Here is a 24,418-nt window from a genome sequence, read left to right as displayed (position 1 = left end):
GCCCGGCCCTATCCGAAGCCCGGCTTGAACGGGCCGGTGCGCGGGGCCGGGCCGCACAGGGCCAGCACGGTCGGGCGGCCGTGGGAGTCCAGGACCGGCAGGGTGTTCACCGTGTCGGAGCCGGGCAGCGTCACGCGCACGGTCGAGCCCCGGGCCGGGCAGCCGCGGAGCGGGGTGTAGTGCACCTTGGCGACCCCGTTCGCCCCGGGATGCAGGGCGAAGGGCTTCGCGAACGGCTTGGCCGGGGTCGAGACGAGCGGCGCGGCCCGGCCGCTGTCGTCCAGGACGGTCAGCGTCGGGGCGCCGTGCAGGACGCAGGTGTGGCCGGAGGTGTTGCGGACCAGCAGGACCGCGTCGCTCCCGCCCCGCACGTCCGCGCCGGGCCGGGAGCCGCCACCGCCGCGGGCGTCGCCCCCGGTGCGGAAGGTGAGGGACAGGGCGCTGGGTGAGCAGAAGCCGCGGGCGTCCTCGCCGCCGTCCTCGAACGGGCCCGTGCGGGTGTCCGTGCCGGGGACGGACGGCGACGGGCCGGCCGGGGGCGGGACGGCCGGGGTCGCCGAACCGGCGCCGGGCTGCGGGCTCTGCGCGGCCGTGCTGCGGCCGGTCGCGGGGACGGACGGGCCGGGCGGCTGCTCCTGCGGGGTGCCGGACCGGGGTGCGCCAGAACTGTTCGACACCGTTGTCGTGCCGGTGCCGGGAGCGGCGGCGGGCACGCGGTCCGTGCAGGCCGTCAGCGCGCCGAGCAGCACGGCGAGGCCGGCTATGGCCGCCCCCCTGCCCCGGGCCCTGCGCATCGCGTCCCCCACTCCGAATCAAGCAACCAAGCAAGCCCGCCGGCAACCGACCAGGCCATCTGGAACATGTGCCGCGCCAGCCTCGCGAGCGTCCCTATCGTTTGGCTAACGCGCCCGTGAAGGCAAGACGTTCGGCACGAGGCGGCGCGTCGTCGTGAGGCGTGCGCATCGGCATGAGGCGGCGCGTCATTATGCCGCGAGCCGGTCAGGATGACGCGAGCCGGTCAAGGCTACGCGGGCGGCGGGGCTTCCAGGGCCTGCGGGTCGGCCAGGTTCGCCAGGCTGGTGCGGGCCGCCGCCGCGCCCTCCTCGTAGCCGTGGTCGTCGGCCTCGCGGGCCGCGATCGCGAGCTCGCGGCGGGCTTCTTCCGTACGGCCGAGGCCGGCCAGGGCCTCGCCGTAGCTGGTGCGCAGGAGCACCCGGCGCGGGATGGCCTCCGGCGAAGGCCCGAGTTCGAGGCCGCGCTGGGCGTGCTCCATGGCCAGGTCGTAGGCGCGGGCGGTGAGGAAGTGCCGGGCCAGGTGCTGGTGGGCGAGCATCTCGGTGGACCGGTCGCGGGCCCGGCCCGCCAGGGTCAGGGCGTGCCCGAGCAGGTCGCCGGCCCGGTCGACCTCGCCGTACTGGGTGAGGATGAGGGCCAGGTTCATGCGGGCGATGGCCTCGCTGGTGACGTCGCCGGCCTGGCGGGCCAGGTCGGGGGCCTTCTCCAGCTGGGCGAGGGCCTCGTCGTAGCGGCCCTCCTCGTGCAGGACCCAGCCGAGCAGGGCGCGGGTGCGGGACTGTGCGTCGAGCTCCTGCTCCAGCTCGGCCGATTTCAGGGCCTGTTCGAGGAGCGGGACCCAGCCGTCGCGGACCCGCCACAGAATGAGCGGCCACTGGAGGAGGACGAGCCGCCAGGCGCGGTCGTGCATGCCGGCGGCGACGGCGGCGGCGACCGCCCCGCGCAGGGTGGCCCGTTCGGCCTCGTACCAGGCGAGTGCGGCCTGGCGGTCCTCGAACTCGCGCACCGCCGCAGGGCGCCGGGCCCCGGGCGGCGGGGTGAAGCAGGGCTGGCTGCCGGGCTCGGCGGTGGCGGTCGCCACGAGGCCGGTGTGCAGATAGTGGTCCAGGAGGCGGGCGAGGCCGTCGGGGTCGGCCTCGGGGGCGAGCGCGCGGGCGTAGAGGCGTACCAGGTCGTGGAGGGTGTACGAGTCCGGCCGGGTGCGCGGGTCGGGGCCGTGCGGGCCCGACTCGACCACGAGGTGGGCGGCGGCGAGCCGGTCGAGGGCGGTGGCGGCCTGGTCGGGGGTGCATCCGGCGAGGGCGGCGGCGGTGTAGCGGTCGAGTTCGGAGCCGGTGTGCAGGCCGAGCGCGCGGAACATCCGGCGGGCCTGCTCGGGGAGTTGCTGCACGGTCAGGCGCAGGGCGGCGGCGACCCCGGTGTCCTCGACGCGGAGCAGGCCGAGGCGGCGTTGTTCGTCGGCGAGTTCGCAGGCGAGGGCGGCCAGCGTCCACTGGGGGCGGGCGGCGAGGCGGGCGGCGGTGACGCGCAGGGCGAGCGGAAGGCCGTCGCAGAGCGCGGCCAGGTGGGCGGCCGCTTCGGGTTCGGCGGCGACCCGGTCCTCGCCGAGCACGGCGGCGAGCAGGGCGGTGCAGTCGGCGGCGGGCAGTTCGTCGAGGCGGACCGGGCGGGCGGCGTCCGAGGCGACGAGGCCGCCGAGCCGGTCGCGGCTGGTGACGAGGGTGACGCAGTGGTCGCCGCCCGGCAGCAGCGGGCGGACCTGCTCGGAGTCACGGGCGTTGTCGAGCACGACGAGCATCCGGCGGTCGTCGGTCAGCGAGCGGTAGAGCGCCCCCATGCCGGCCTCGGTCTCGGGTATCCGCTGCACGGGCACGCCGAGTGCGAGCAGGAACTCCCGTAGTACGACGGTGACTTGGCGGGCCGGGGTGTCGCTGTAGCCGCACAGGTCGGCGAAGAGGCGGCCGTCGGGGAAGTCGCCCTGGCGCTCGTGCGCCCAGTGCACGGCGAGCGCGGTCTTGCCGACGCCGGCGCCGCCGGTGACCAGGGCGATGGCGCCGTACTCCCCGGCGGCGGCCAGGCCGAGCGCGGTGAGCTCGGTGTGCCGGCCGGTGAAGCCGCGGGGGCGGCGCGGCAGCAACTCCGGTACGGCGACGGCCCGTTCGGGCTCGTCGGCGGTCGGTGCGGGCAGGGTGACGGGGGTGCCGGTGCGCAGGATCTCGGCGTACGCCTCGGAGAGGACGGGCCCCGGGTCCACGCCGAGTTCGTCGGCCAGCAGGCGGCGGGTGCGGTGGAACCATTCGAGGGCGTCGGACTGGCGTCCCGAGCGGCTCAGGGCCAGCATCAGCGCGGCCGAGATGGGCTCGCGCAGGGGGTGGGCGACGGCTTCGGTGCGCAGCACCGCGGCGGCCCGGCCGTGCTCGCCGAGTTCCCCGTACGCCTCGGCTAGTGCCTCCACGGAGGCGAGCCTGAGCTCTTCGAGGGTGTGGGACGCGGCTTGCAGGGGCGGGCTGGTGACGGTGCCGGTGAGGGCGGGGCCCTGCCACAGGGCGAGCGCCTCGCGCAGCATGAGCACCGCGTCGCCGGGGCGGCGCTGGCCGCGGGCGAGGGTGACGAGCTCCTCGAAGCGGTGCGCGTCGATGAGGGTCTCGGGGAGCCTCAGGACGTAGGCCGGTCCCTGCGTGGCCAGTTCGATGCCGTACGCCTCGGCGCCGTGCTCGGCGAGCAGGGCGCGCAGCCGTGAGACGTGCCCTTGCAGGACGGTGCGGGAGTGCAGGGGCGGCTCTTCGTCCCACAGGGCCTCGGTGAGGCGGTCCACGGGTACGGCGATGTTGGGCCGGAGCAGGAGCATGGCAAGGAGGCTGCGGCGCTTGGCGGGGCCGAGCGCGAGGAACGCGCCGTCCTCCGTCGCCACGGCCACCGTTCCCAGGACGCGGAACTCCACGGTGGCGCTACCCCCTTGCTCCCCGTTCCCGGCTTCCCCCGGACCTGGTCAGGGCCCGGACAGTCGAGGATACGCGGGGCCGAAGGGGGCGGACCCACCTCCCGGGGTGCGGGTGGCGCGGCTCACGTGAGGCGGTCGACACAGCCGCCCGTACGGGTCAGGTCAGGTGGTCGCGGCGCTCCTCCTCGACGATGGTCGCGCCCGGTACGACGCGCCGCCTGCGCAGCACGCTGGTGAAGACGGCCACGCCGATGATGCCGACGGACATCAGGATCAGGCCCACGACGTCGAGGTTCACACCCTTGGCGTGCCAGTCCGTCGCGAACGTGAGGATGGCCCCCACCGCGATGAGGATGATGCAACCGCCCAAACCCATGAATCTCGCCTCCGTAGAAGGGGATTGGCCGTCCGGGTACCCGGGTCCGGGGCGGTCAATCCCCTTCCATGGTGCGGTGGTTCAGCCCGCGAGGAAAGCGGTGAGGGCGTTCGCGAGCAGGTGCGGGTCGTCGGCGCCGCACAGTTCGCGGGCGCTGTGCATCGACAGGATGGCGACGCCGATGTCGACGGTCTGGATGCCGTGCCGGGCCGCGGTGATCGGGCCGATGGTCGTGCCGCAGGGCATCGCGTTGTTGGAGACGAAGGTCTGCCACGGGACTCCGGCGCGCTCGCAGGCCGCCGCGAACACGGCGCGCCCGGCGCCGTCGGTGGCGTACCGGGCGTTCACGTTGACCTTGAGGATGGGGCCGCCGTTGGCGCGCGGGTGGTGCGTGGGGTCGTGCCGCTCGGCGTAGTTGGGGTGCACGGCGTGGCCGGTGTCGGAGGACAGGCAGATCGTTCCTGCGAAGGCGCGGGCGCGGTCCTCGTAGGTGCCGCCGCGGGCGAACACCGAGCGTTCCATGACGTTGCCGAGCAGCGGGCCGTCCGCGCCGGTGTCGGCCTGCGAGCCGTCCTCCTCGTGGTCGAAGGCGGCGAACACGGGGATGAAGGGGAGGTCTTCGGAGCCGGACACCGCGGCGAGCGCGGCCGCCCCGGCGTGCACGGAGAGCAGGTTGTCCATGCGGGGCCCGGCCACCAGCTCCCGGTCGCGGCCGAGGTAGGCGGGCGCCTCGACGGAGTGCAGCATCAGGTCCCAGCCGGCCACCTCGCCCTCGTCGAGCTCGGCCTCCTGCTCCAGGAAGCGGATCAGATCGCCTTCCTGTACATCGTCGCCGAGGCCCCAGATCGGCTGGAGGTGGCGCTGGCGGTCGAGCTTGAGCCCGTCGGTGTTGACCGAGCGGTCCAGGTGCACGGCCAGCTGCGGTACGCGCATGAGCGGGCGGTCCACGTTGACCAGGCGGTGGCTGCCGTCCCTGAGGGTGAGGCGGCCCGCGATGCCGAGGTCGCGGTCGAGCCAGGTGTTGAGCAGCGTCCCGCCGTAGATCTCGACGGCGACCTGCCGCCAGCCGTACGCCCCCGAGTCGGGCTGCGGCTTCACGCGCAGGTTCGGGGAGTCGGTGTGGGCGCCGACGATCCGGTACGGGGTGTGGGGCTGGGCGTCCTCGGGGACGTACCAGGCCACGATGGCGCCGCCGCGCAGCACGTACTTTCCGCCGTGCGTGCCGTCCCAGGCGTCCGTCTCCTGGACCTGCCGGAACCCGGCCTTCTCCAGGCGTGCGGCCGCGTTGGCCACGGCGTGGTACTGCGACGGGCTCGCCGCGAGGAAGGTCATCAGGTCGTCGGTGTGGCCGCGGTCGAAGCGGGGCGGTGTGCTCATGCGGCCACCCTAGCGGCGGGGCGGATCGCACTCCGGGCTCTGCAGCATGCCTGTGGCTCCGCCCCAGACCCCGGGGGGTTCGCCCACCCGCCCGCCGGTGCAGGGGGTTGGATGGCCCCGCCCCTGGTGCTCCGCCCCAGACCCCGTATCGCGCCTTAAGGGCGCTCGTCCTCAATCTCCCCCAAGGCCTTAAGGGCCAGGGGGGACCCCCATGACGGGCTGGGTATGCCTGCATGGGCAGCAGGCAAAGCTGCCGGCAGCCGGGCTTGGGCGTGCACTCTGCCAAGGACAACCCTGCTAGGGGCGCGGGGAACTGCGCGAGCAACCACGCACGGTCCGCAGCCGAACGAACTCCCCCCGGCGGGTTTCGGGAAGGGGTGGGGTGGGGCCAAAACCGCCCGGCCCCGGCGCACCCCTGCCTCCCCGTACGGGGAACCCTGCTCCCCCGCACACGCGGAACGGGGGCTTCCGGGCAGCGGAAAGGGGCCCGGGGTCCGACCACCCCGAGCCCCCGGTTCCGCAGCGACCGGAAGGGCTAGAACGCCGCCTCGTCCAGGTCCATCAGCGAGCCGTCCACCGTCTCGGCCAGCGCGCGGGCCGTGCCGACGCCCGGCAGGACGTTCGCCGCGAAGAACTTCGCAGCAGCGATCTTGCCCGTGTAGAACGCGACGTCCTTCGCCGACGCCGAGGACAGCTTCTCGGCGGCGACCGCGGCACCCTTGAGGAGCAGGTAGCCGACGACGACGTCGCCCGAAGCCATCAGCAGGCGGGTCGTGTTGAGGCCCACCTTGTAGATGTTCTTGACGTCCTCACCGGTCGCCGTCAGGTCGGTGATCATCGTGCCGACGATCGCCTCCAGGTCGACGGCCGCCGTGGCGAGCGCGTCGAGCGCGCCGCCCAGCGCCTCGTTGCCGTTCTGCTCGGCGAGGAACTTCTTGATCTCCTCGGAGAGGGCGTTCAGGGACGCGCCCTGGTCCCGGACGATCTTCCGGAAGAAGAAGTCCTGGCCCTGGATCGCCGTGGTGCCCTCGTACAGCGTGTCGATCTTGGCGTCACGGATGTACTGCTCGATCGGGTACTCCTGGAGGTACCCGGAGCCGCCGAAGGTCTGGAGCGACTCGGACGACAGCTTCTCGTACGACTTCTCCGAGCCGTAGCCCTTCACGATGGGCAGCAGGAGGTCGTTCAGGCCGACGAGCGCCTTGGCGTCCTCGCCCGCCGCCTCCTTCACCTGGATCGCGTCCTGGATGGAGGCGGTGTAGAGGACGAGCGAGCGCATGCCCTCCGCGTACGCCTTCTGCGTCATCAACGAGCGGCGCACGTCCGGGTGGTGAGTGATCGTCACCTTCGGCGCGGTCTTGTCCATGAACTGCGAGAGGTCGCTGCCCTGGACGCGCTCCTTGGCGTACTCCAGCGCGTTCAGGTAACCCGTCGACAGCGTCGCGATCGCCTTCGTGCCGACCATCATGCGGGCGAACTCGATGATCATGAACATCTGGCGGATGCCGTCGTGCTTGTCGCCGATCAGCCAGCCCTTGGCGGGGTGCTGGTCGCCGAACGTCATCTCGCACGTGTTGGACGCCTTCAGGCCCATCTTGTGCTCGACGTTCGTGGCGTACACGCCGTTGCGCTCGCCCAGCTCGCCGGTCTCCCAGTCGAAGTGGAACTTCGGGACGAGGAAGAGGGACAGGCCCTTGGTGCCGGGGCCGTGGCCCTCGGGGCGGGCGAGGACGTAGTGGAGGATGTTCTCCTCCATGTCGTGCTCACCGGAGGTGATGAAGCGCTTCACGCCCTCTATGTGCCAGGAGCCGTCGTCCTGCTGGACGGCCTTGGTGCGGCCGGCGCCGACGTCCGAGCCCGCGTCCGGCTCGGTGAGCACCATGGTCGAGCCCCAGCGCTTCTCGACCGCTATCTCGGCGACCTTCTTCTGCGCCTCGTTGCCCTCGGCGAAGAGGATGCCCGCGAACGCCGGGCCCGAGGAGTACATCCAGATCGCCGGGTTCGAGCCGAGCAGCAGCTCCGCGTACGCCCAGATCAGGGAGCGCGGCGAAACGGTGCCGCCGATCTCCTCGGGCAGGCCCAGGCGCCAGTACTCGGAGTCCATGAACGCCTTGTACGAGCTCTTGAAGGACTCCGGGACCGGAGCGGTGTTGGTCGCCGGGTCGAAGACCGGCGGGTTGCGGTCCGCGTCCGCGAAGGAGTCGGCCAGCTCGTTCTCGGCGAGACGGGCGATCTCCTCAAGGATCGACTTGGCGGTGTCGACGTCCATCTCCCCGAACGGGCCGGTGCCGTACAGCTTGTCGCGTCCGAGCACCTCGAAGAGGTTGAACTCGATGTCGCGGAGATTCGACTTGTAGTGCCCCATGGCGACGGCTCCGTAAGCAGGGTGTCGGTTACATCTACCAGCAAGTAGGTCAGTACTCCGATGATGCTACCCGTCGGTAATAACACGCAACCTCTGGCCGAGAACTGTGACGTGTCAGGCAGAGAAACTCCGCTGGGCCGCGTGGTCCCGCTGGGGCGAGCCCCCCAGCGCCGCCGCGAGCGCCCGCGCGGTGGCCGTATTGCAGTTCCCGAGGATGACGAGCGGGGGCGTCCCGAAGTCCCGCCCGAGCGAGGGCAGCGTGATCCCGTGCCCGGCGAGCGCGGCCCGCAGCTCCATGACGACCTTGTACGTGTCGTCCTGGCGGGGCGGGAGGGGGGTGGATGCGGTCATGGGGTGCCTCCTGTGAGTGCGGTGCGTGACGAATCCCTCACAGAGTGCCGCCGAGTCCTTTACCTTCGGAAGTGGTTCGCGTTACGCCCGGCAACTGGCAAATGGTGGTGGTGAGTTGTGCCCTCTCGTAAGGAACCTGACGCGTCGGCGAACGTCCCGTCCTTCTATGGTGCGGAGCTGCGTTACAAGCGTGAGGCGGCGGGCCTCACGCTTGAGCAACTGGCCGAGGACAGCTTCCGCGGCGTGCCGTTCCTGAGCCAGATCGAGCGCGGGGAGCGCCGCATGCCGCTGGATCTGGCGAAGCACGTGGACGAGCGCCTCGGCACGGACGGCTTTTTCCAGCGCCGCTGTGAAGACGCCCGCCGGGCGAAGCAGTCCGGACATGCGGAGTACTTCGCTGATGTTGCGGAGATGGAGCGAGGAGCGGAGACCATTGAGGAGTGGGCGCCTACGGTCGTTCCGGGGCTGCTTCAGACGAAGCCGTACGCCCTGAAGGTGATCCGGACCAGTCTTCCGTGGCTTGGGCCTGACACGGTCGAAAAGCAGCTAGGCGCGCGCATGGACCGCACCGCTCTCTGGAAGCGGGAAAGCCCGCCAGCGTTTTGGGTGATCCTGCATGAGTCTCTGATCAGCAGGCCCCTGCTCCCGCCAGAGGGAATGGCGGAGCAACTGGAGCACATCGGCGACGTCGTCACGTCTGCGCGGGGGGTTCTGCAAGTGCTGCCGGAAACGGCGGCGGCACACCCCCTCATGATGGGCATGGTCAAGCTCATGACGTTTCCGGACGCGCCTCCGCTGGCGTACACCGAAGGCGTCCACAGCGGCCAACTCATCGACTACCCAGGCCTCGTGAAGGACTATCGCAGGTCCTACGATCTGCTAAGGGCCACCGCCTTGCCGCCGGAGGTGTCCCTGTCCCTTCTCCGAGATGCGGCAGAGGACTACCGAAATGGCAAGCACCGGCTTTGACTTGAGTGCGGCCTACTGGCGCAAGAGCAGCTACAGCAATGGCAGCGGCGGGGACTGCGTCGAGGTGGCCGAGGGTTTCCTTGGCGCGGCCCGCTGGCGTAAGAGCACGTACAGCAACGGGACCGGCGGCGAGTGCGTCGAGGTGGCCGAGGGCTTCCTCGGGGCGGCTCGCTGGCGTAAGAGCACCCACAGCAACGCCACCGGCGGCGACTGCGTCGAGGTCGCCGACAACCTCCCCGGGGTTGTCCCCGTCCGGGACTCCAAGGTGCTGGGCGGCCCGGCAATCATCATCGCGGCCAGCGCCTGGGTGCCCTTCGTCGAGGCGGTCAAGGGCGCGGCGCTTCGCGCCTGAGACGCGGTGTTCGGGGCGGGCCCGCGTCGGTAGGCTGTGGCCCCATGTACGGCTACGACCAGAACCCGGGTGCCCAGCAGCAGTACGCCCCGCCGCAGCAGATGCAGGGCGGGTACGGGGAGCAGCCGCTGTACCCCGAGCCGTCGCCGCCCTCGCTGGCCGACGCGGTGCGGGCGTTCACGACCGGGTCGCTCTCGGCCGAGGACTTCCAGCAGATCTTCGCCTCGTCCAAGGTGTACTGCCCGCGCGGCGACAACCCCGGGTTCCTGGCGCTGCACAACACCCAGCAGCCGGTCATCCCGATGTTCACCTCGCTCAAGGAGCTGCGCCGGTACGCGGGCAAGGAGTCGAAGTACTTCGTCATCACCGGCGCCGAGGTGATCGACCTGCTGCCCACCGGGTACGGCTTCGTGCTCGACATGGAGGGCGACCACCGGATGGTCTTCGACGCGAAGGCCGTGGAGCAGATGGTCGACTTTGCCATGCGGCGGATGTACGGGTAGCAGCCCGGTAACCCGCAGTTCTGAACGGCCTCGCTTTCGGGCCCGTACCCCTTGGGGTGCGGGCCCGAAGTGCGTCCAGGGCTGGGCGGGAATGCGGTCGCCTTGCAGGATGTTCACCATTCAACTACTTTGGATGCAGAGCATCCTGCAAGGAGGGCCGTCCCATGCCTGCTGTGACCGTCGAAAACCCGCTGACCCTGCCGCGCGTGTCCGCGCCGGAGGGCGTCTCGGCGCGGCCCGTCCTTGCGGTGACCACCGCGCCCCAGGGGTTCGAGGGGGAGGGATTCCCGGTGCGCCGCGCGTTCGCCGGGATCAACTACAAGTACCTCGACCCGTTCATCATGATGGACCAGATGGGCGAGGTGGAGTACGCGGCCGGCGAGGCCAAGGGCACGCCGTGGCACCCGCACCGGGGCTTCGAGACGGTCACGTACCTGATCGACGGCACCTTCGTGCACCAGGACTCCAACGGTGGCGGCGGCACCATCACCGACGGTGACACCCAGTGGATGACGGCGGGCTCCGGGCTTCTGCACATCGAGGCGCCGCCGGAGGCGCTCGTCATGTCCGGCGGGCTCTTCCACGGGCTCCAGCTGTGGGTCAACCTGCCGGCCGCGGACAAGATGCAGGACCCCCGCTACCAGGACATCCGGGGCGGCCAGGTCCAGCTGCTGACCTCCGCCGACGGGGGCGCGCTGCTCCGGGTCATCGCGGGCTCGCTCGACGGGCACGAGGGGCCGGGCATCACGCACACCCCCATCACGATGGTGCACGCCACGCTGCGGCCGGGCGCGTCCGTCACGCTGCCGTGGCGCTCCGACTTCAACGGGCTCGCGTACGTGCTGGCCGGGCGCGGCTCGGTCGGGGCCGAGGGAAGGCCCGTCCACATGGGCCAGACCGCGGTGTTCGGGGACGGCGGGTCGCTGACCGTGCGGGCCGACGAGCGGCAGGACTCGCACGCTCCCGACCTGGAGGTCGTGCTGCTCGGCGGGCGTCCGATTCGCGAGCCGATGGCCCACTACGGGCCGTTCGTGATGAACACGCGGGCCGAGCTGGAGCAGGCCTTCGAGGACTTCCAGAAGGGACGCCTGGGTACGATCCCGGCTGTCCACGGCATGTAGTCCCGCCGAGGCCTGACGGGGTGTCACCCGGCTGGGTGTGCACCCCGGGCGGCCCCCGGCGCCCCGTGGTCCGCTGGCAGGGTGGACCCACGCCCCCTGCTCCCCGAACCCGCCCGGCGGATCGGCGCGTGGTGTGTGCTCGTACTGCTCGTCGCGGGGGTCGTGGGCGTCGGCGCCTGGCTGTGCGTCGTGTTCAAGACCGCCGTCACCCCCGTGCTGCTCGCCCTGCTCGGGACCGCGCTGCTCGGGCCCGTGCACCGGTGGCTGATCCGCATCGGGGTGCGGCGGTCGCTCGCCGCCGCGCTCACCTGTGTCGCGCTCGTCGGGGTGGTCGGCGGGGCCGGGTACGTCGTCGTCAGTGCGCTCATCGACACCGGGGACCAGATCGTCGCCTCGCTCAAGCAGGCCGGGCAGTGGGTGGCCGATCACTTCGGGGTGGCCGGCGGGGACGGCGTCACCAACCTCGCCGACAACGCCAAGAAGCTCCTCTCCAAGTTCGGGGCGGGCGCGGCCAGCGGGGTGCTCGAAGGGCTCAGCCTGCTCGGCTCGCTGCTCGCCACCAGCGTGCTCGCGCTCCTGCTCACCTTCTTCTTCCTCAAGGACTCCGACCGGGCCGTCGGCCTCGCCCACTCCCTCGCGCCGCGCGGCGCCGGCGACACCGTCGAGGCCATGGCCCGCCGTGCCTTCGAGGCGGTCGAAGGGTTCATGCGGGGAACCACTCTCATCGCCTTCATCGATGCCATCTGCATCACCGTCGGGCTGCTGATTCTGCGCGTGCCGGGCGCCATCGGGCTCGGCGCGCTCGTCTTCATCGGGGCGTACATCCCCTACCTCGGCGCCTTCGTCTCCGGGGCGGTCGCCGTGCTCGTCGCGCTCGCCGACCGGGGGTTCGGCATCGCGCTGTGGACCCTCGGGATCGTCCTCGCCGTGCAGCAGCTCGAAGGGCACATCCTGCAACCGGTGATCCAGAGCCGTACCGTCCAGATGCACCCCGCGATGATCATGATCGCGCTGACCGCCGGGGCCAGTGTCGCGGGGCTCATCGGCATGCTGCTCGCGGTGCCGGTCGCGGCGGCCGCCTTCGCGGTGCTGGGGGGGCTGCGGAAGCGCTACTCCGCGGACGACCCGGCCGAACCTCCCGACTCGTAGAGCTCGAACCAGATCGACTTCCCGTCGCCCCTGGGGTCGACCCCCCAAGCGTCCGCCAGCATCTCCATGAGGATCAGGCCGCGGCCGCTGGAGGCCATTTCGCTGGGGCGGCGGCGGTGCGGGAGTTCGTCGCTGGCGTCGGCCACCTCGACGCGCAGACGGCGGGTGCCGAGTTCGCCCCGTGCCTCGGCCACGAGCAGCGCGTCGCCGTCGGTGTGGACCAGGACGTTGGTGACCATCTCGGAGATCATCAGGACCGCCGAGTCGACCTGCTCCTCGTCCGCCCAGTCGTGCAGGAGCTCGCGCAGCTGGCGGCGGGCGCCCGCGATGCGCTCGGGTTCGGCCTGGGCGACGGTCAGCGCGGTGCGGCGGACCACGGCGGGCGGGGCGGTCCCCACACCGCCCACGTTGCGGCGGAGCAGCAGCAGTGCGATGTCGTCCTCGCGGCGGTCGACCAGCGGGCCCGTGGTGTGGTGCGAGGACGGGCCGTGCACGGCCTGGACGAGCTCGTCCGCGAGCTGTTCCAGGCTGTCGCCGGTGTGCTTCTCCAGGATCGGGCGCAGCCGCGTCCAGCCGCTGGCCATGTCGTGGCCGCCGGTCTCGATCAGGCCGTCCGTGCAGATCATGATCGTCTCGCCGGGGTCGAGGACGAGCCGGGTCGTCGGGTAGTCGGAGTCGGCCTCGATACCCAGCGGGAGGCCGCCCGCGGTGGCGCGGATCAGGGCGGTGCCGTCGGCGGTGCGGATCACCGGGTCGGGGTGGCCGGCCCGGGCGATGTCGAGGGTGCCGGTGGCCGGGTCGACCTCGATGTACAGGCAGGTCGCGAAGCGCGGCGCGTAGTCCTCGTGCCCGTCGCCGTACGGGTCGGGCACCCCGTACGACTCGGCGATCCCGTACAGGAAGCGGGAGGCGCGCGAGAGGACCGCGTCGGGGGTGTGGCCCTCGCTCGCGTACGCCCTGAGCGCGATGCGCAGCTGGCCCATGAGGCCGGCGGCCCGCACGTCGTGGCCCTGTACATCGCCGATGACCAGCGCGAACCTGCTGCCGCCGGCCCCCGTACGGGAGCCGGGCAGCGGGATCATGTCGTACCAGTCGCCGCCGACCTGGAGGCCGCCGCCGGTCGGGACGTAGCGGGCGGCGACCGTCATGCCGGGGATGTCCGGGCCGAGCGTCGGCATCATCGCGCGCTGCAGGCCGAGCGAGAGCTCGCGCTCGCTCTCCGCCTCGCCCGCCCGGGCCAGGGCCTGCGCCAGCATGCGGGCGACCGTGGTGAGGACGGAGCGTTCGTCGGGGGTGAAGGCGACGGGGTGCTTGAACGCGGCCATCCAGGCGCCGATCGTGTGCCCCGCGACGATCAGCGGGACGAACGCCCAGGACTGGCGGTCGAAGCGCTGGGCCAGCGGCCAGGCGGCGGGGTAGCGGCGCCGGTACTCCTGCGGGGTCGGCAGGTAGATGGCCCGTCCGTTGCGTACGACGTCGGCGGCCGGATAGTCCATGTCGAGCGCCATGTCGGTGAACGGGCCGTCGTCCCCGGGGTTGTGCCCGTGGTGCCCGATGATCGTGAGGCGCTCGCCGGCCACCCCGAACACGGCGAGGCCGTCCGGCGAGAAGCCCGGCATGGACAGCGAGGCGGCGACCCGCAGGACCTCGGAGGTGGAGCGGGCCTCGGCGAGCGCGCGGCCGGCGTCCAGGAGGAAGGCCTCGCGCGAGCGGCGCCAGTCGCCGGTGATGGAGGGGTGGGCGGCGGTGGTGCCGGGCTGCGGCTCGGCGACCTCCTGGATGGTGCCGATCAGGAGGTAGCTCTCGCCGCTGGCGATGGGCTTGGAGCGGCTGCGTACGGTGCGCAGGACCCGGCCGTTCTCGTCCATGATCCGCAGCCGGACCTCGGCGAGGGTGCCCTCGGCGACGGCGAGGTTCACGATGCCGTCGACCTCGTTCCAGTCGACGGGGTGGAAGCGGGAGCGTACTGCGGCCTCGCTCAGGGTGGCCGGCTGTGCGGGCAGACCGAGGAGCCGGGCGGCCTCTGCGTCGAGAGTGACCGTCCCGGCTGCGTTGTCCCAGCGCCACAGGCCAGTCGCGATCGCGGCCAGGACGTCCTCTGTGCGCATTGCCCCTATTTAAGAAGATCCCGGGACCGGTCGCCACCGAGCGTGGCCACCCGGGGGCGGTCGCCGCCGAGACCGCGTCCCCAGGACCGGGCGGTAACCTGGACTGGTTGATTCCCGCCTGTCTCGCGAAGAATCTCGCGAAGATCGCGGCCACGGTTCGCGAAGAATTGGATGAATGATGCACCGGTACCGGTCCCACACCTGCGGCGAGCTCCGCGCCTCCGACGTCGGCAGCGACGTCCGGCTGAGCGGCTGGCTGCACAATCGCCGAGACCTGGGCGGCATTCTCTTCATCGACCTGCGGGACCACTACGGCATCACGCAGTTGGTCGCCCGGCCCGGCACGGCCGGCGCGGAGGCCCTGGACAAGCTGTCCAAGGAGACCGTCGTACGCGTCGACGGCAAGGTCGTCTCGCGCGGCACCGAGAACGTGAACGGCGAGCTGGCGACCGGCGAGATCGAGATCGAGGTCGGCGAGGTCGAGGTGCTCGGCGCCGCCGCGCCGCTGCCCTTCACGATCAACGCCGAGGACGGCGTGAACGAGGAGCGGCGCCTGGAGTACCGCTTCCTGGACCTGCGCCGCGAGCGCATGCACCGCAACATCATGCTGCGCAGCGCCGTGATCGCCTCGATCCGCTCGAAGATGGTCGCGCTCGGCTTCAACGAGATGGCCACCCCGATCCTGGCGGCGACCTCGCCCGAGGGCGCGCGTGACTTCGTGGTGCCGTCGCGTCTGAACCCGGGCAAGTTCTACGCGCTGCCGCAGGCCCCGCAGCAGTTCAAGCAGCTGCTGATGATCTCCGGCTTCGACCGGTACTTCCAGATCGCGCCCTGCTTCCGCGACGAGGACGCCCGCGCCGACCGCTCGCCGGGCGAGTTCTACCAGCTCGACGTCGAGATGAGCTTCGTCGAGCAGGAGGACGTGTTCCAGCCCATCGAGAAGCTCATGACCGAGCTCTTCGAGGAGTTCGGTGGCGGCCGCCACGTCACGTCGCCGTTCCCGCGGATCCCGTTCCGCGAGTCGATGCTGAAGTACGGCAACGACAAGCCCGACCTGCGCGCCAAGCTCGAACTCGCCGACATCACCGACGTGTTCGAGGGCTCGGAGTTCAAGGCGTTCGCGGGCAAGCACGTGCGCGCCCTTCCGGTGCCGGACGTGGCGGGCCAGTCCCGCAAGTTCTTCGACGGGCTCGGCGAGTACGCCGTCTCGCTCGGCGCGCAGGGCCTGGCCTGGGTGCGGGTCGGCGAGGACGGTTCGCTGTCCGGCCCGATCGCGAAGTTCCTGACCGACGAGAACGTCAAGGTGCTCACCGAGCGCCTCGGCCTCGTCCCCGGGCACGCGGTGTTCTTCGGCGCGGGCGAGTTCGACGAGGTCTCCAAGATCATGTCGGGCGTACGTGTCGAGGCCGCCAAGCGCGCCGGACACTTCGAGGAGGGCGTGTTCCGGTTCTGCTGGATCGTCGACTTCCCGATGTACGAGAAGGACGAGGAGACCGGCAAGATCGACTTCTCGCACAACCCGTTCTCGATGCCGCAGGGCGGTCTTGAGGCCCTGGAGACCCAGGACCCGCTGGACGTCCTGGGCTGGCAGTACGACATCGTCTGCAACGGCATCGAGCTGTCGTCGGGCGCGATCCGTAACCACGAGCCCGACATCATGTTCAAGGCGTTCGAGATCGCGGGATACGACCGGGAGACCGTGGAGCGCGAGTTCGGCGGCATGCTCAAGGCGTTCCGCCTCGGCGCGCCGCCGCACGGCGGCATCGCGCCGGGCGTCGACCGCATGGTGATGCTGCTGGCGGACGAGCCGAACATCCGGGAGACGATCGCGTTCCCGCTGAACGGGAACGCGCAGGACCTGATGATGGGCGCGCCGACGGAGCTCGACGAGTCGCGCCTGCGCGAGCTGAACATCGCGCTGCGCAAGCCGGTGTCGGAGAAGTAAGGGACCGGGTCCCTTTCCAACCCCCTGGGCTGCGGCTCGGGGGGTTGGTTTGTTTCCCCTACCCGCCCCTTCCCTAGCCCCTCCGGGGGTGAGAGGGAGGGGAAGGGAGGTTCCCGGGGCTCCGCCCCGGACCCCGGCGGGGGCTTGTGCCCCGGACCCGGCGGGGCTGCGACCCGGCGGGGCTGCGCTCCCTGCGCCCCTGCTTCGGGGCTCTGGCCTTTGCACCCCCGCCCCGGGGCTCCGCCCCGGACCCCGGGGGCTGTCGTCCCGGGGTCCGGGGCGGGGGTCAGTTCTTCGAGCGGGCGAAGAACTCGACCTCTGCTATGGCCACTTGCTTGTCCTTCGCCGCGCCGAAGGCCGAGCGCAGGATGATGCGGACCGAGGCCGCGTTGCGTACGCGGACGTCCACGCGCTGCACTCCGCCGTCGTTCAGGGTGCGGTGCGACGTGTGCTGCTTGCCGCTGGAGTCGGTCACCACCAGGTCGAATTCCTGGGGGCGGGCCTGTTCCGACTGCTGGCCCTGGCGCTTCGACGTGCCCGGCGTGATCAGCAGGGCCAGGAGGTCGGTCGGCTGGCCGAACGTCGCTTCCAGGTACGTGCCCGCCGCGTCGTCCGCGTAGCCCGTGCCCCACCACGTGTTGGAGTAGCTGTCGCCCGCCAGATCCGCCTTGTGGTTCGGGTCCTCGTGCGAGGCCGCCCACTTCGTCGGGTGTACGGCCACTCGCTTCGCGAAGTGGTCTTGGACCGCCCTTGCCGCCGGGGGGCCGCCGATGACCCCTCCCACGACGACGGCCACGACCGCCGTTGCTATCAGCGCCCTTGCTATCCAGCGCTTCCTGTCCCTGTGCAGCGCGGGGCGCTGGCCCGCGTACGGGCCCGTCGCGTTGTCCTCGCGGCGCGGCGTCAGCGGGGTCGCGCAGCTTCGGCAGAAGTTGCGGTGCTGGTGGTTCGGGGTGCCGCAGGCGGGGCAGGGCGTGCCGTTTTCCGGGGCGGGGGCGGGGGTTGCCGTCCTTACGCGGGGGCGGGCTGCCTCCGGGCGGCCGGGCAGTACCGATCCCGGGGCCCCGGGCGGCTGGGTCGCGCTCGGTTCCTGTACGGGGACGAGGAGGGCCCTGGCCGCGTCCGTTGCCGAGGCCGGCCTTGCCTCGGGGAGGGGGGTGGTGGTTTCTGCGTCCTCCGCCACGGCGGGGATGGGGGTGGTGGTTGCCTCGGGGTTCGATCCGCGCGCCGGGGCGGGCGTGGCGGGGTGCGACGCTTCCGGGTCCGCCGGTTCGGCGGGGTTTGCGGCGGCGGGTCCGGCGGAGGGGGGCACGGGAGTGGAGGCCGGCGGGGTCGCGCCCGCAGCAGGGGGCTCCTCCCGCGGCGTCGCACTCGCTGCCGGGGTGGACGAGGCAGCGCTCGACGCGGGACGGGCCGCATCCCCCGAGGGGGTCGGCGTCGGCGCATCCGGGGTCGCATCCCCCGACGGCGTCGGCGGGGTCGTCGGGGCCGCCCAGCGGAGGAACGCTCCGCAGGAGTCGCAGAACGACTGGCCCGTGGCTCGGGCCGGGGTGCCGCAGTCGGGGCAGGGGACCATGGCCGGGGTGGACATGAAAGGTCAGTTCCCTTCGTGGGTAAGGGTTTTCGCGGATACCTCGGCCGTGAAAGGGAGGTGGGCGGGGCGGGCCGCCGCCACCACCGCCTGCAGGCGGTGCGGGTCGACGGAGGACGGGTCGGAGACGTGGAGGGTGACGCGCAGCGACGGCCTGGGGGTGCCCGGGAACGGGCCCAGCGGGCGGGCCGACCACGTCGCCCCGCCGCTCTCGGTGATCTGGGGGCGTACCCCGAAGGCCAGTTGGACCGCCCGGGCCAGGCCCTGGGCGGTGCCCCGGACCCGGTGCAGGGACACCGCTGTCGCCACGGCATGGCGCCGGATCTCCAGTGGCTCCGTGCCGTCGAGCTCCGTGCCGACCCAGCCCGTCAGCCAGTCCACGAAGTCCTCGGGAGCCAGCGCCGGGTCGAAGTACGCCTCCAGGCAGTCCAGGACGTTGAACAGCGGGGCCAGGACCACGTCCAGGCCCTCGACGAAACGCTGGGCGAAGTCGTCGTCCGCGTACACCGCGGGCAGCTCGCCGCCCAGCGGGTGCGACGAGCCGAGCCCCTCCACCGACCCCCGCGCGCTCATCGCGCCTCGATGACGCGGACGCGGTGGTCGAAGGGGAAGAGGAGGGCCGAGGGGGAGAGTTCGATCCTGTCGGTGGCGTCGCCCCGGCGGCCCGTCAGCGGGTCCGCGGGGTGCAACAGCACCTCGTCCACCAGTTCCACCCCGGGGACCCTCTGCAGTGCCGCGAAGATCTCGCCCGCCCGCAGCGGGCGGCCGAACGGCCAGCCCGTGCCGTGGGCGCCGCCCGTCAGCGGGTCCAGGTAGGAGTACAGGGCGTTCAGCGCGTCGTCGCGTACGTGGTCCGCCTTCGCCGCGCGGAACGAGTGCAGCGTCGCGACCACCGTCACGCCCTGGTAGAACGGCGGGCCCACCGCCAGGCGGGTGCCCAGCGGGCGGCGCTCGTCGAGGAAGCTCGTCACACGGCCCAACAGCTCGTTGCCGGGGACGAGTTGCTCGAAGCGCAGGCGGCCGCCCCGGTCCGGGACGGCCTGCGGGACCACCAGGACGCGTACCGCGTTGTCGCCCGACTCGGCCGCGTCCGCCGCCAGGCACGCGATGCGGGCGGTCTCGGGGGCGGCCCGGCGGGCCAGCTCCTCGTAGTCGCGGGCGGTCACCGCGCGCTCCTGGGCACGCAGTGCGATCGGCGCGCGGATCTTGGCCTCCTCGACGGTCTCGCCGTCGACGCCGCCGCGCGCCGCCTCCCGGTTCTCCACGCGGGAGATGTACGGAATCGAGCTGCGCAGGACCTGGATGGACCCCCGGGCGACGTTGCCGGAGCGGCCGCCGCCGGTGCCGTAGCGGGAGGCCCGGATGGCCGCGCCCTTGATCGGTACGGCGCCGAACTGCCGTACCGTGCCGTCCGGTTGGCGGACGGAGGGGCCGAAGGCGATCTCGCCCGTCGCCGCGTCCAGGGTGAAGTGGCGGTCGAAGGGGCCGGAGGAGGCGAAGTCGTCCACGGCCTCCCACTCCTCCCAGCCCTCGCCCGCAGAGATCTCCAGGCGTGCGCCGCCGACGACCGGCGCGTTGGCCAGCATCAGCCGCTGGCCCGGGACGCCCTCGGAGTCGCCGAGGGACTCGTCCCGTACGGTCTCGGCGTGCGAGACCCGGGTGGTGCCGCCGATGGTGAACGCGGAGGCGCTGCGCACCGTCGGCGAGACGCTGTAGAACGGCTGGCCGGGGGCGGCCTCGACGACGCGGCAGCGCAGCCAGCCCGCGTCCAGGCGGCCCATCCGGGACACCGCGTGCGCGGCCGGCATGTGCAGGACGACCTCGCCGGGGCGGTTGAGACCACCCGTGGTGTCCTCGGCGACCTCGCACTCGGTCCAGCCGTCGGCCGTCCACGCCTCCCACACCAGGGGAGGCTGGCGCGGGTCGACGCCGACACCGTCGACGCGGCTCTCCATGCGCACGGCGGCCGTGCAGTTGGGCAGGGCCGCCGACAGGCCGAAGAGCAGCACGTCGCCGGGGAGCGGGCTCGGGCTGAACACCGAGACATCGGTGCCGCCGAGCACGTCCTGTGAGCAGTCCTCGGGGGCGGAGCCGGTGGGCTGGCGCAGTACGTGACTGAGGCTGCAGGGCACGATCGTCAGATCGTCCTCGGTCGCGAAGACCACCGCCTCCTCGGTCTCGGTGCGGCCGGTGGCGACCTCGGTGCCCCGGGGCAGCAGGACCGGCTCGGTCTGCGGCGCGGACAGCCAGAACGTCACCGACGCGCGGGCCGCCGACGGCGGGAACAGCGTCACGCCGAGCAGGTCGAGGAAGGCGAGCTGGTTCTTCTCGGGAACCCGGTTGAGCCGGTACACCAGCTGGTCGGCCATGTGCGCGACGGCCTCGATGAGGGTGACACCCGGGTCGGAGACGTTGTGGTCGCTCCACTCGGGGCAGCGCTGCTGGATGTAGCGCTTGGCGTCGTCGACGAACTGCTGGAAGCGGCGGTCGTCGAGATGGGGTGCGGGCAGGGCCATCAGTGTCGTTCGCTTTCGCCGGCCGTCGGGCCTGGCTGGTCGCCGCCCTCGGAGGGAATCACATAGAAGGGGAAGACGAGGCTGCGCGGGTTGTTGGTGCCGCGCACCGAGTACCGCACGTCGATGTGCAGCACGGTCGGCTCGTCGGGCGCCGGGGTCACCGTGACCTCCTCGACCTCGATCCTGGGCTCCCAGCGGTCGAGCGAGGTGCGCACCTCGTAGCGGATGCGCCCGGCGGTGGCGTCGTTGACGGGCGCGAACACCAGGTCGTGCACCGCGCAGCCGAACTCGGGGCGCATGGGGCGTTCGCCCGGCGCGGTGGCGAGCACCAGGCGCATGGACTCCTCGATCTCGCGGTCGCGCCGGGCCAGGGCGATGCCGCCGCCCGGGTCGGTGCGCATCGGGAACGCCCAGCCGGCCCCGACGAAGTGTTCGCTCATCTCAACTCTCCTAGATGATCGGCATGCCGTTGGACAGCGGGGCCGGAGACGTCAGCTCGATGGCGGCCGCTCCGCTGATGGCGACGGTCGCCGCGGTGATGCTGGCGTTGGCGATCGCGGTGATGGCCGCCTCGCCGGCCGCGTTCAGCGACACCGCGCCTCCCGCGACGACGGACGCCTCGCCGCCGGCCTTCACGTCGAAGGCGAGCCCCGCCTTGACGTTGACGGCCATGCCGGCGTCGATCTCGATGCCGGCGCCCGCCTTCATGCTCAGCAGGCCGCCGGCCTTCAGGGACAGGTTGCCGCCCGCCTCGATGTCGACACCCCGGGTGCCCTTGATCTCGACGGTGCCGTCGCTGTTGATGGTGAGGGAGGTGCGGGCCTCGTTCAGCTGGATGTGCAGCCGCCCCTTGCCCGTGCGAAGGCGGATGCCGCTGGACAGGCGGGCCGCCCCGCCCTCTTCGAGCAGCTCGACGGTGTGGCCGCTGCGGGCCGTCAGGGAGCGCCAGTTGATCTGCCCGCTGGTCGGGTCGACGACGGGGATGTTGTCGGGCTCGCGGGTGTGCTTGTCGATGCCGTTGTAGAGCCCGGCGATGACGTACGGGTGCTCCAGGGAGCCCCGGTCGAAGGCGCAGAGCACCTCGTCGTTGACGTCGGGCAGGAGCAGCCCGCCGCCGCCCTTGCCGCCGAACTGGGCGACCCGGCACCAGTCGCTCTCGTACGTCTCGGACAGCCACGGGAAGCGCAGCCGGACCCGGCCGAGCCGCAGCGGGTCCTTGGTGTTGGTGACCAGGGCGATCGCGACGCCCGGCATCGGCGGCGCCTGGTCGGTGCCGCCCGCGGCGAGCCCGTACAGCGAACGGAACTGGCGGCCCGAGACGTTGAGCCAGGTCGTGTACTGCTCGCCGGACGCGAAGACATGACGGACGCCGGTGGCCGTGTACTTGCCCTCGAAGGGGAAGCCCGCGCCCTTCACGGCGATGGGGGTGCCGGGCCTCAGGTCGGGGTTGCCGGTGACGGCGACCTCCAGCTCGGCGAACGCGCCGGTGACGTCGTCGGCCAGCGCCTTCGCGGCGCCTGTGACCTCGGACAGCGTGGTGTACGGGATCTGCGTGGCGGTCAGCTCGGCCGCGCCGAACGGGGTGGTCACCGCGGCCGGCGTGATGTCGGCGACGATGTCCTTGCTGGTGACGGCCGGTGCGGGCGCGGCGAGCTGCCGCTTGGTGCGCATGTCCCAGCCGCGCACATTGACCTTCTTGACCTGCCCGGCCGACGTCATCGCGATCCGGCTGTGCAGGGTGTTCGTGCCGAAGTCGAGGACATACGGGCTCTGCGCCGCCGGGGTCGTGTCGGACGGCGCGCCCGAGGCGGGCTTCAGCCCGGCGAAGTTGAGCTTGCCCATGTTGTCGAAGGACAGCCGGACGTCGTTCTCGGCGGCCAGGCGGGACAGGAAGTCCCAGTCGGTGATGTTGGGCTGGGTCGCCAGGTCGTACACCGTCGGCGTCGAGTCGATCTTGCCGAGCGCGAGGCCGTTGAGGCCGGCGACGCGGCGCACGATGTCGGACGCGGTCATGCTCGGGTAGCCCTCGACGCGGCGGTTGCGCAGCAGCCGGTGGCCGGGGTCGTAGCCGCGCACGACGAGCTGGCGGCCGGTGCCGGGCTCGGCGTCGACCTCCAGGGCGGTGATCTCGCCGGTCAGCATCGGGTCGCCGCGCCGGCTGTCGGTGAACGGGCTGAGCACCACCTTCGCGCCGATCTTCAGCATCGGGTACTTGGTGGTGACGACGCCGTCCTTGTCGCTGAAGGTCAGCTGGAAGGCGGAGGGGACGTTGACGGACGCGTCCACCCAGCCCTCGATGAGGCGCACGGCCAGCGGGTCGGGCAGGACCGTCCCGTTGATCTGGACGTGCAGGACGGTGGTGAAGGTCTTCTCGCTCACGCGGCACCCTCCGAGGAAGCGGGCAGGAGCAGCTCGGTGCCGGGGCGCAGCCGCATCGGGTCGTCGATCTCGTTGGCCTCGGCGATGACCCGCCAGCGGGTGGCGTCGCCGTACTCGCGCCAGGCGAGCGAGGCCAGGGTGTCCCCGGCGACCGTGCGGTGCACACGGCGCGCGGACAGGGCTCCCGAGGTCGGGTTCTGCCCCTTGGTGTTGGTCGCGACCTCGGTCAGCGAGAGCGTGCAAGTCGCCCGCAGTGGCACGCCGTTGGGGCTGAACAGGGTGTAGTTGGCGTTCACGTTGGTGACGTACGCGGTGAGCTCGACGGTCGAGAACGAGCCCCAGCTGAACTTCACGAACGGCGGCGAGGGTGCCTTGGAGGCCACGCTCTGCGGGGTGACCTCGCAGCACGAGAGCAGCAGCTCGACCTGCTTCTGCACGGTGGTGGAGCTGGGCGTGCCCGACGCGTCGAGGAACACCTCCAGCTGGAGGGCCGCGGGCTGCGCGCCGGTGAACTTGGCGGGCGCGCCCCGGGTGTAGGCGATCGCCGGCATGACGACCCAGCTGGCCGAGCGGCCCAACTGCACCTGCGACGGGTTGAACTGGAACTTGACCTCGCCCATGAGCCCGCCCACCGCGCCACCGAGGTCGGTGGGCGGCTGGTGGATGGCGAGGGTGGCGCGGGACAGACCCGCGGCCTTTCCTCCGGTCGGAGCGGCCATTGCTCACGCACCCCCTGCGTCGGTGAAGCCGTGGTGGGCGATCTCCAGCGTCTCGGTGGCCACGCTCGGGCTCGCCGGGTCGAGGCTCGGGCCCGTCCAGCGCACCGGCAGCACCTCGATGAGGCCCCACTGCGCGACGATCGAGCCGTCGGCGCGCAGCGCCGCGATCTGCGCGGTGGGCCGGGTGATGCCGGAGGCGAGCGAGGAGATCCAGGACGCGACCTTGGACGTGTCGGCGGTCAGCGGGCGGGTCAGCCGGATCGTGGAGAACGTGACCCGGGTGGGCAGCTGCCACACGAACCCGTTGTTGCCGCCCTCCTGGCGCTGCTCCACCTCGACCTCGGACGCGAGACCGTCACAGCCGTTGAACAGGCCGAGGTTCTGGCCGTCGATGGTCAGCTTGAAGAAGACGGTGGAGCCGGGGTCAAGGGTGGAGGGCATGGGGGGTCTTCCGTCGGTAGGAGTTCTGGGCGGTTGGAGTTGTCGGGGGGCTGTTTACGGGTGCGGGGTGGCGGGTCAGCGGTCGCGCAGGCGGCCGATGCGTTCGCGGTCCCCGCGGAGTTCGGCGCGGAGCAGGCGCGAGAGCGGGGCGACCAGGCGTCGGGCCAGGGCGTCGATGTCGGGGGCCTGTTCGGCGGGCCCGGTCGCCGACTGGGGGTCGGCGGCCGGGGCGGTGGCGGGCGGGGCCTGCGGGGTGGCTCTCCGTTGCACGGGGGGCTCGGGCCGCCGCTGTACGGGTTGCGGCGGCGCGGGTGCCGGGGCGGCCGGCGGTGCCGGTGCCGGGTTGTTCCGGCGTACGGGGATGACGGGCTGCGGGGTCGGCTCCGCGGCCCGCTGGATGGAGGGCTGCGTCATGCCGCG

At 72.1% G+C, this 24,418-nt stretch carries 21 protein-coding genes; 6 read left to right on the top strand and 15 right to left on the bottom strand.

The window, feature by feature from the left end:
* Positions 1–8 precede the first annotated feature (8 nt).
* The 6 genes from ABD346_RS01345 to ABD346_RS01320 form a co-directional block, all read right to left on the bottom strand.
* Positions 9–794 (bottom strand): DUF4232 domain-containing protein, encoded by a 786-nt coding sequence (locus ABD346_RS01345; protein WP_344370760.1) that lies wholly within the window; start codon positions 792–794, stop codon positions 9–11.
* Between the two features lie 230 nt (positions 795–1,024).
* On the bottom strand, positions 1,025–3,736 hold the full coding sequence (locus ABD346_RS01340; RefSeq protein ID WP_344370758.1) for an AfsR/SARP family transcriptional regulator: 2,712 nt from the start codon (positions 3,734–3,736) through the stop codon (positions 1,025–1,027).
* 157 nt (positions 3,737–3,893) lie between these two features.
* The gene (locus ABD346_RS01335; RefSeq protein WP_344370757.1) at positions 3,894–4,112 is read right to left on the bottom strand and encodes a DUF6458 family protein; all 219 of its coding nucleotides are present in this window, start codon (positions 4,110–4,112) and stop codon (positions 3,894–3,896) included.
* An 81-nt stretch (positions 4,113–4,193) separates the two neighbouring features.
* Complete coding sequence (locus tag ABD346_RS01330; protein ID WP_344370754.1) at positions 4,194–5,489, bottom strand: M18 family aminopeptidase; 1,296 nt, start codon at positions 5,487–5,489, stop codon at positions 4,194–4,196.
* A 535-nt stretch (positions 5,490–6,024) separates the two neighbouring features.
* Entirely contained in the window at positions 6,025–7,854 is a 1,830-nt protein-coding gene (locus tag ABD346_RS01325; RefSeq protein WP_344370752.1) for an acyl-CoA dehydrogenase, read from the bottom strand.
* Between the two features lie 114 nt (positions 7,855–7,968).
* A complete protein-coding gene (locus ABD346_RS01320; protein ID WP_344370751.1) occupies positions 7,969–8,205 on the bottom strand; it encodes a hypothetical protein in 237 nt (78 codons plus the stop codon).
* A 117-nt stretch (positions 8,206–8,322) separates the two neighbouring features.
* Here ABD346_RS01320 and ABD346_RS01315 point away from each other — a divergent pair, with 117 nt between their 5' ends.
* The 5 genes from ABD346_RS01315 (at position 8,323) to ABD346_RS01295 (ending at position 12,299) form a co-directional block, all read left to right on the top strand.
* Positions 8,323–9,174, top strand: coding sequence for a helix-turn-helix domain-containing protein (locus ABD346_RS01315; RefSeq protein ID WP_344370749.1), 852 nt, complete (start codon positions 8,323–8,325; stop codon positions 9,172–9,174).
* On the top strand, positions 9,155–9,526 hold the full coding sequence (locus ABD346_RS01310) for a DUF397 domain-containing protein (protein WP_344370747.1): 372 nt from the start codon (positions 9,155–9,157) through the stop codon (positions 9,524–9,526). The genes ABD346_RS01315 and ABD346_RS01310 overlap by 20 nt, the downstream gene beginning before the upstream one ends.
* A gap of 44 nt (positions 9,527–9,570) precedes the next feature.
* Positions 9,571–10,029, top strand: a complete 459-nt coding sequence (locus tag ABD346_RS01305; RefSeq protein ID WP_344370746.1) for an SseB family protein — start codon at positions 9,571–9,573, stop codon at positions 10,027–10,029.
* Between the two features lie 164 nt (positions 10,030–10,193).
* A complete protein-coding gene (locus ABD346_RS01300) occupies positions 10,194–11,150 on the top strand; it encodes a pirin family protein (RefSeq protein ID WP_344370744.1) in 957 nt (318 codons plus the stop codon).
* A gap of 81 nt (positions 11,151–11,231) precedes the next feature.
* Positions 11,232–12,299: an AI-2E family transporter gene (locus tag ABD346_RS01295; RefSeq protein WP_344370742.1), complete on the top strand. Its 1,068-nt coding sequence runs from the start codon at positions 11,232–11,234 to the stop codon at positions 12,297–12,299.
* Here ABD346_RS01295 and ABD346_RS01290 read toward each other — a convergent pair.
* Complete coding sequence (locus ABD346_RS01290; RefSeq protein WP_344370740.1) at positions 12,260–14,407, bottom strand: SpoIIE family protein phosphatase; 2,148 nt, start codon at positions 14,405–14,407, stop codon at positions 12,260–12,262. The genes ABD346_RS01295 and ABD346_RS01290 overlap by 40 nt on opposite strands.
* Before the next feature lie 178 nt (positions 14,408–14,585).
* On the opposite strand from ABD346_RS01290, the gene aspS reads away from it, so the two are divergent.
* Positions 14,586–16,352 carry an aspartate--tRNA ligase gene (aspS, locus tag ABD346_RS01285; protein WP_344371202.1) on the top strand — a complete coding sequence of 589 codons (1,767 nt, stop codon included), beginning with the start codon at positions 14,586–14,588 and terminating at the stop codon, positions 16,350–16,352.
* 286 nt (positions 16,353–16,638) lie between these two features.
* Here aspS and ABD346_RS01280 read toward each other — a convergent pair whose 3' ends face one another.
* From ABD346_RS01280 to ABD346_RS01245, 8 genes are all read right to left on the bottom strand, one after another.
* Positions 16,639–17,943, bottom strand: a complete 1,305-nt coding sequence (locus tag ABD346_RS01280; protein ID WP_344370739.1) for an NADase-type glycan-binding domain-containing protein — start codon at positions 17,941–17,943, stop codon at positions 16,639–16,641.
* A 6-nt stretch (positions 17,944–17,949) separates the two neighbouring features.
* On the bottom strand, positions 17,950–18,516 hold the full coding sequence (locus tag ABD346_RS01275; protein WP_344370737.1) for a phage tail protein: 567 nt from the start codon (positions 18,514–18,516) through the stop codon (positions 17,950–17,952).
* Positions 18,513–20,459 carry a putative baseplate assembly protein gene (locus ABD346_RS01270; RefSeq protein WP_344370735.1) on the bottom strand — a complete coding sequence of 649 codons (1,947 nt, stop codon included), beginning with the start codon at positions 20,457–20,459 and terminating at the stop codon, positions 18,513–18,515. Before ABD346_RS01270 ends, ABD346_RS01275 begins: the two co-directional genes overlap by 4 nt.
* Complete coding sequence (locus ABD346_RS01265; RefSeq protein ID WP_053724991.1) at positions 20,459–20,899, bottom strand: GPW/gp25 family protein; 441 nt, start codon at positions 20,897–20,899, stop codon at positions 20,459–20,461. Before ABD346_RS01265 ends, ABD346_RS01270 begins: the two co-directional genes overlap by 1 nt.
* Positions 20,900–20,909: 10 nt before the next feature.
* A complete protein-coding gene (locus ABD346_RS01260) occupies positions 20,910–22,838 on the bottom strand; it encodes a VgrG-related protein (protein WP_344370731.1) in 1,929 nt (642 codons plus the stop codon).
* The gene (locus tag ABD346_RS01255) at positions 22,835–23,557 is read right to left on the bottom strand and encodes a CIS tube protein (protein WP_344370730.1); all 723 of its coding nucleotides are present in this window, start codon (positions 23,555–23,557) and stop codon (positions 22,835–22,837) included. Before ABD346_RS01255 ends, ABD346_RS01260 begins: the two co-directional genes overlap by 4 nt.
* Positions 23,558–23,560: 3 nt before the next feature.
* A complete protein-coding gene (locus ABD346_RS01250; protein ID WP_053724988.1) occupies positions 23,561–23,998 on the bottom strand; it encodes a phage tail protein in 438 nt (145 codons plus the stop codon).
* Positions 23,999–24,073: 75 nt separating this feature from the next.
* Entirely contained in the window at positions 24,074–24,412 is a 339-nt protein-coding gene (locus ABD346_RS01245) for a hypothetical protein (protein WP_344370727.1), read from the bottom strand.
* Positions 24,413–24,418 lie beyond the last annotated feature (6 nt).

The sequence above is a fragment of the Streptomyces mauvecolor genome, assembly GCF_039532965.1.
GTDB classification, from domain to species: Bacteria; Actinomycetota; Actinomycetes; order Streptomycetales; family Streptomycetaceae; genus Streptomyces; species Streptomyces violascens.
Note: the sequence above shows the minus strand (reverse complement) of the source record. Positions and strands in the feature narration are given on the sequence as shown.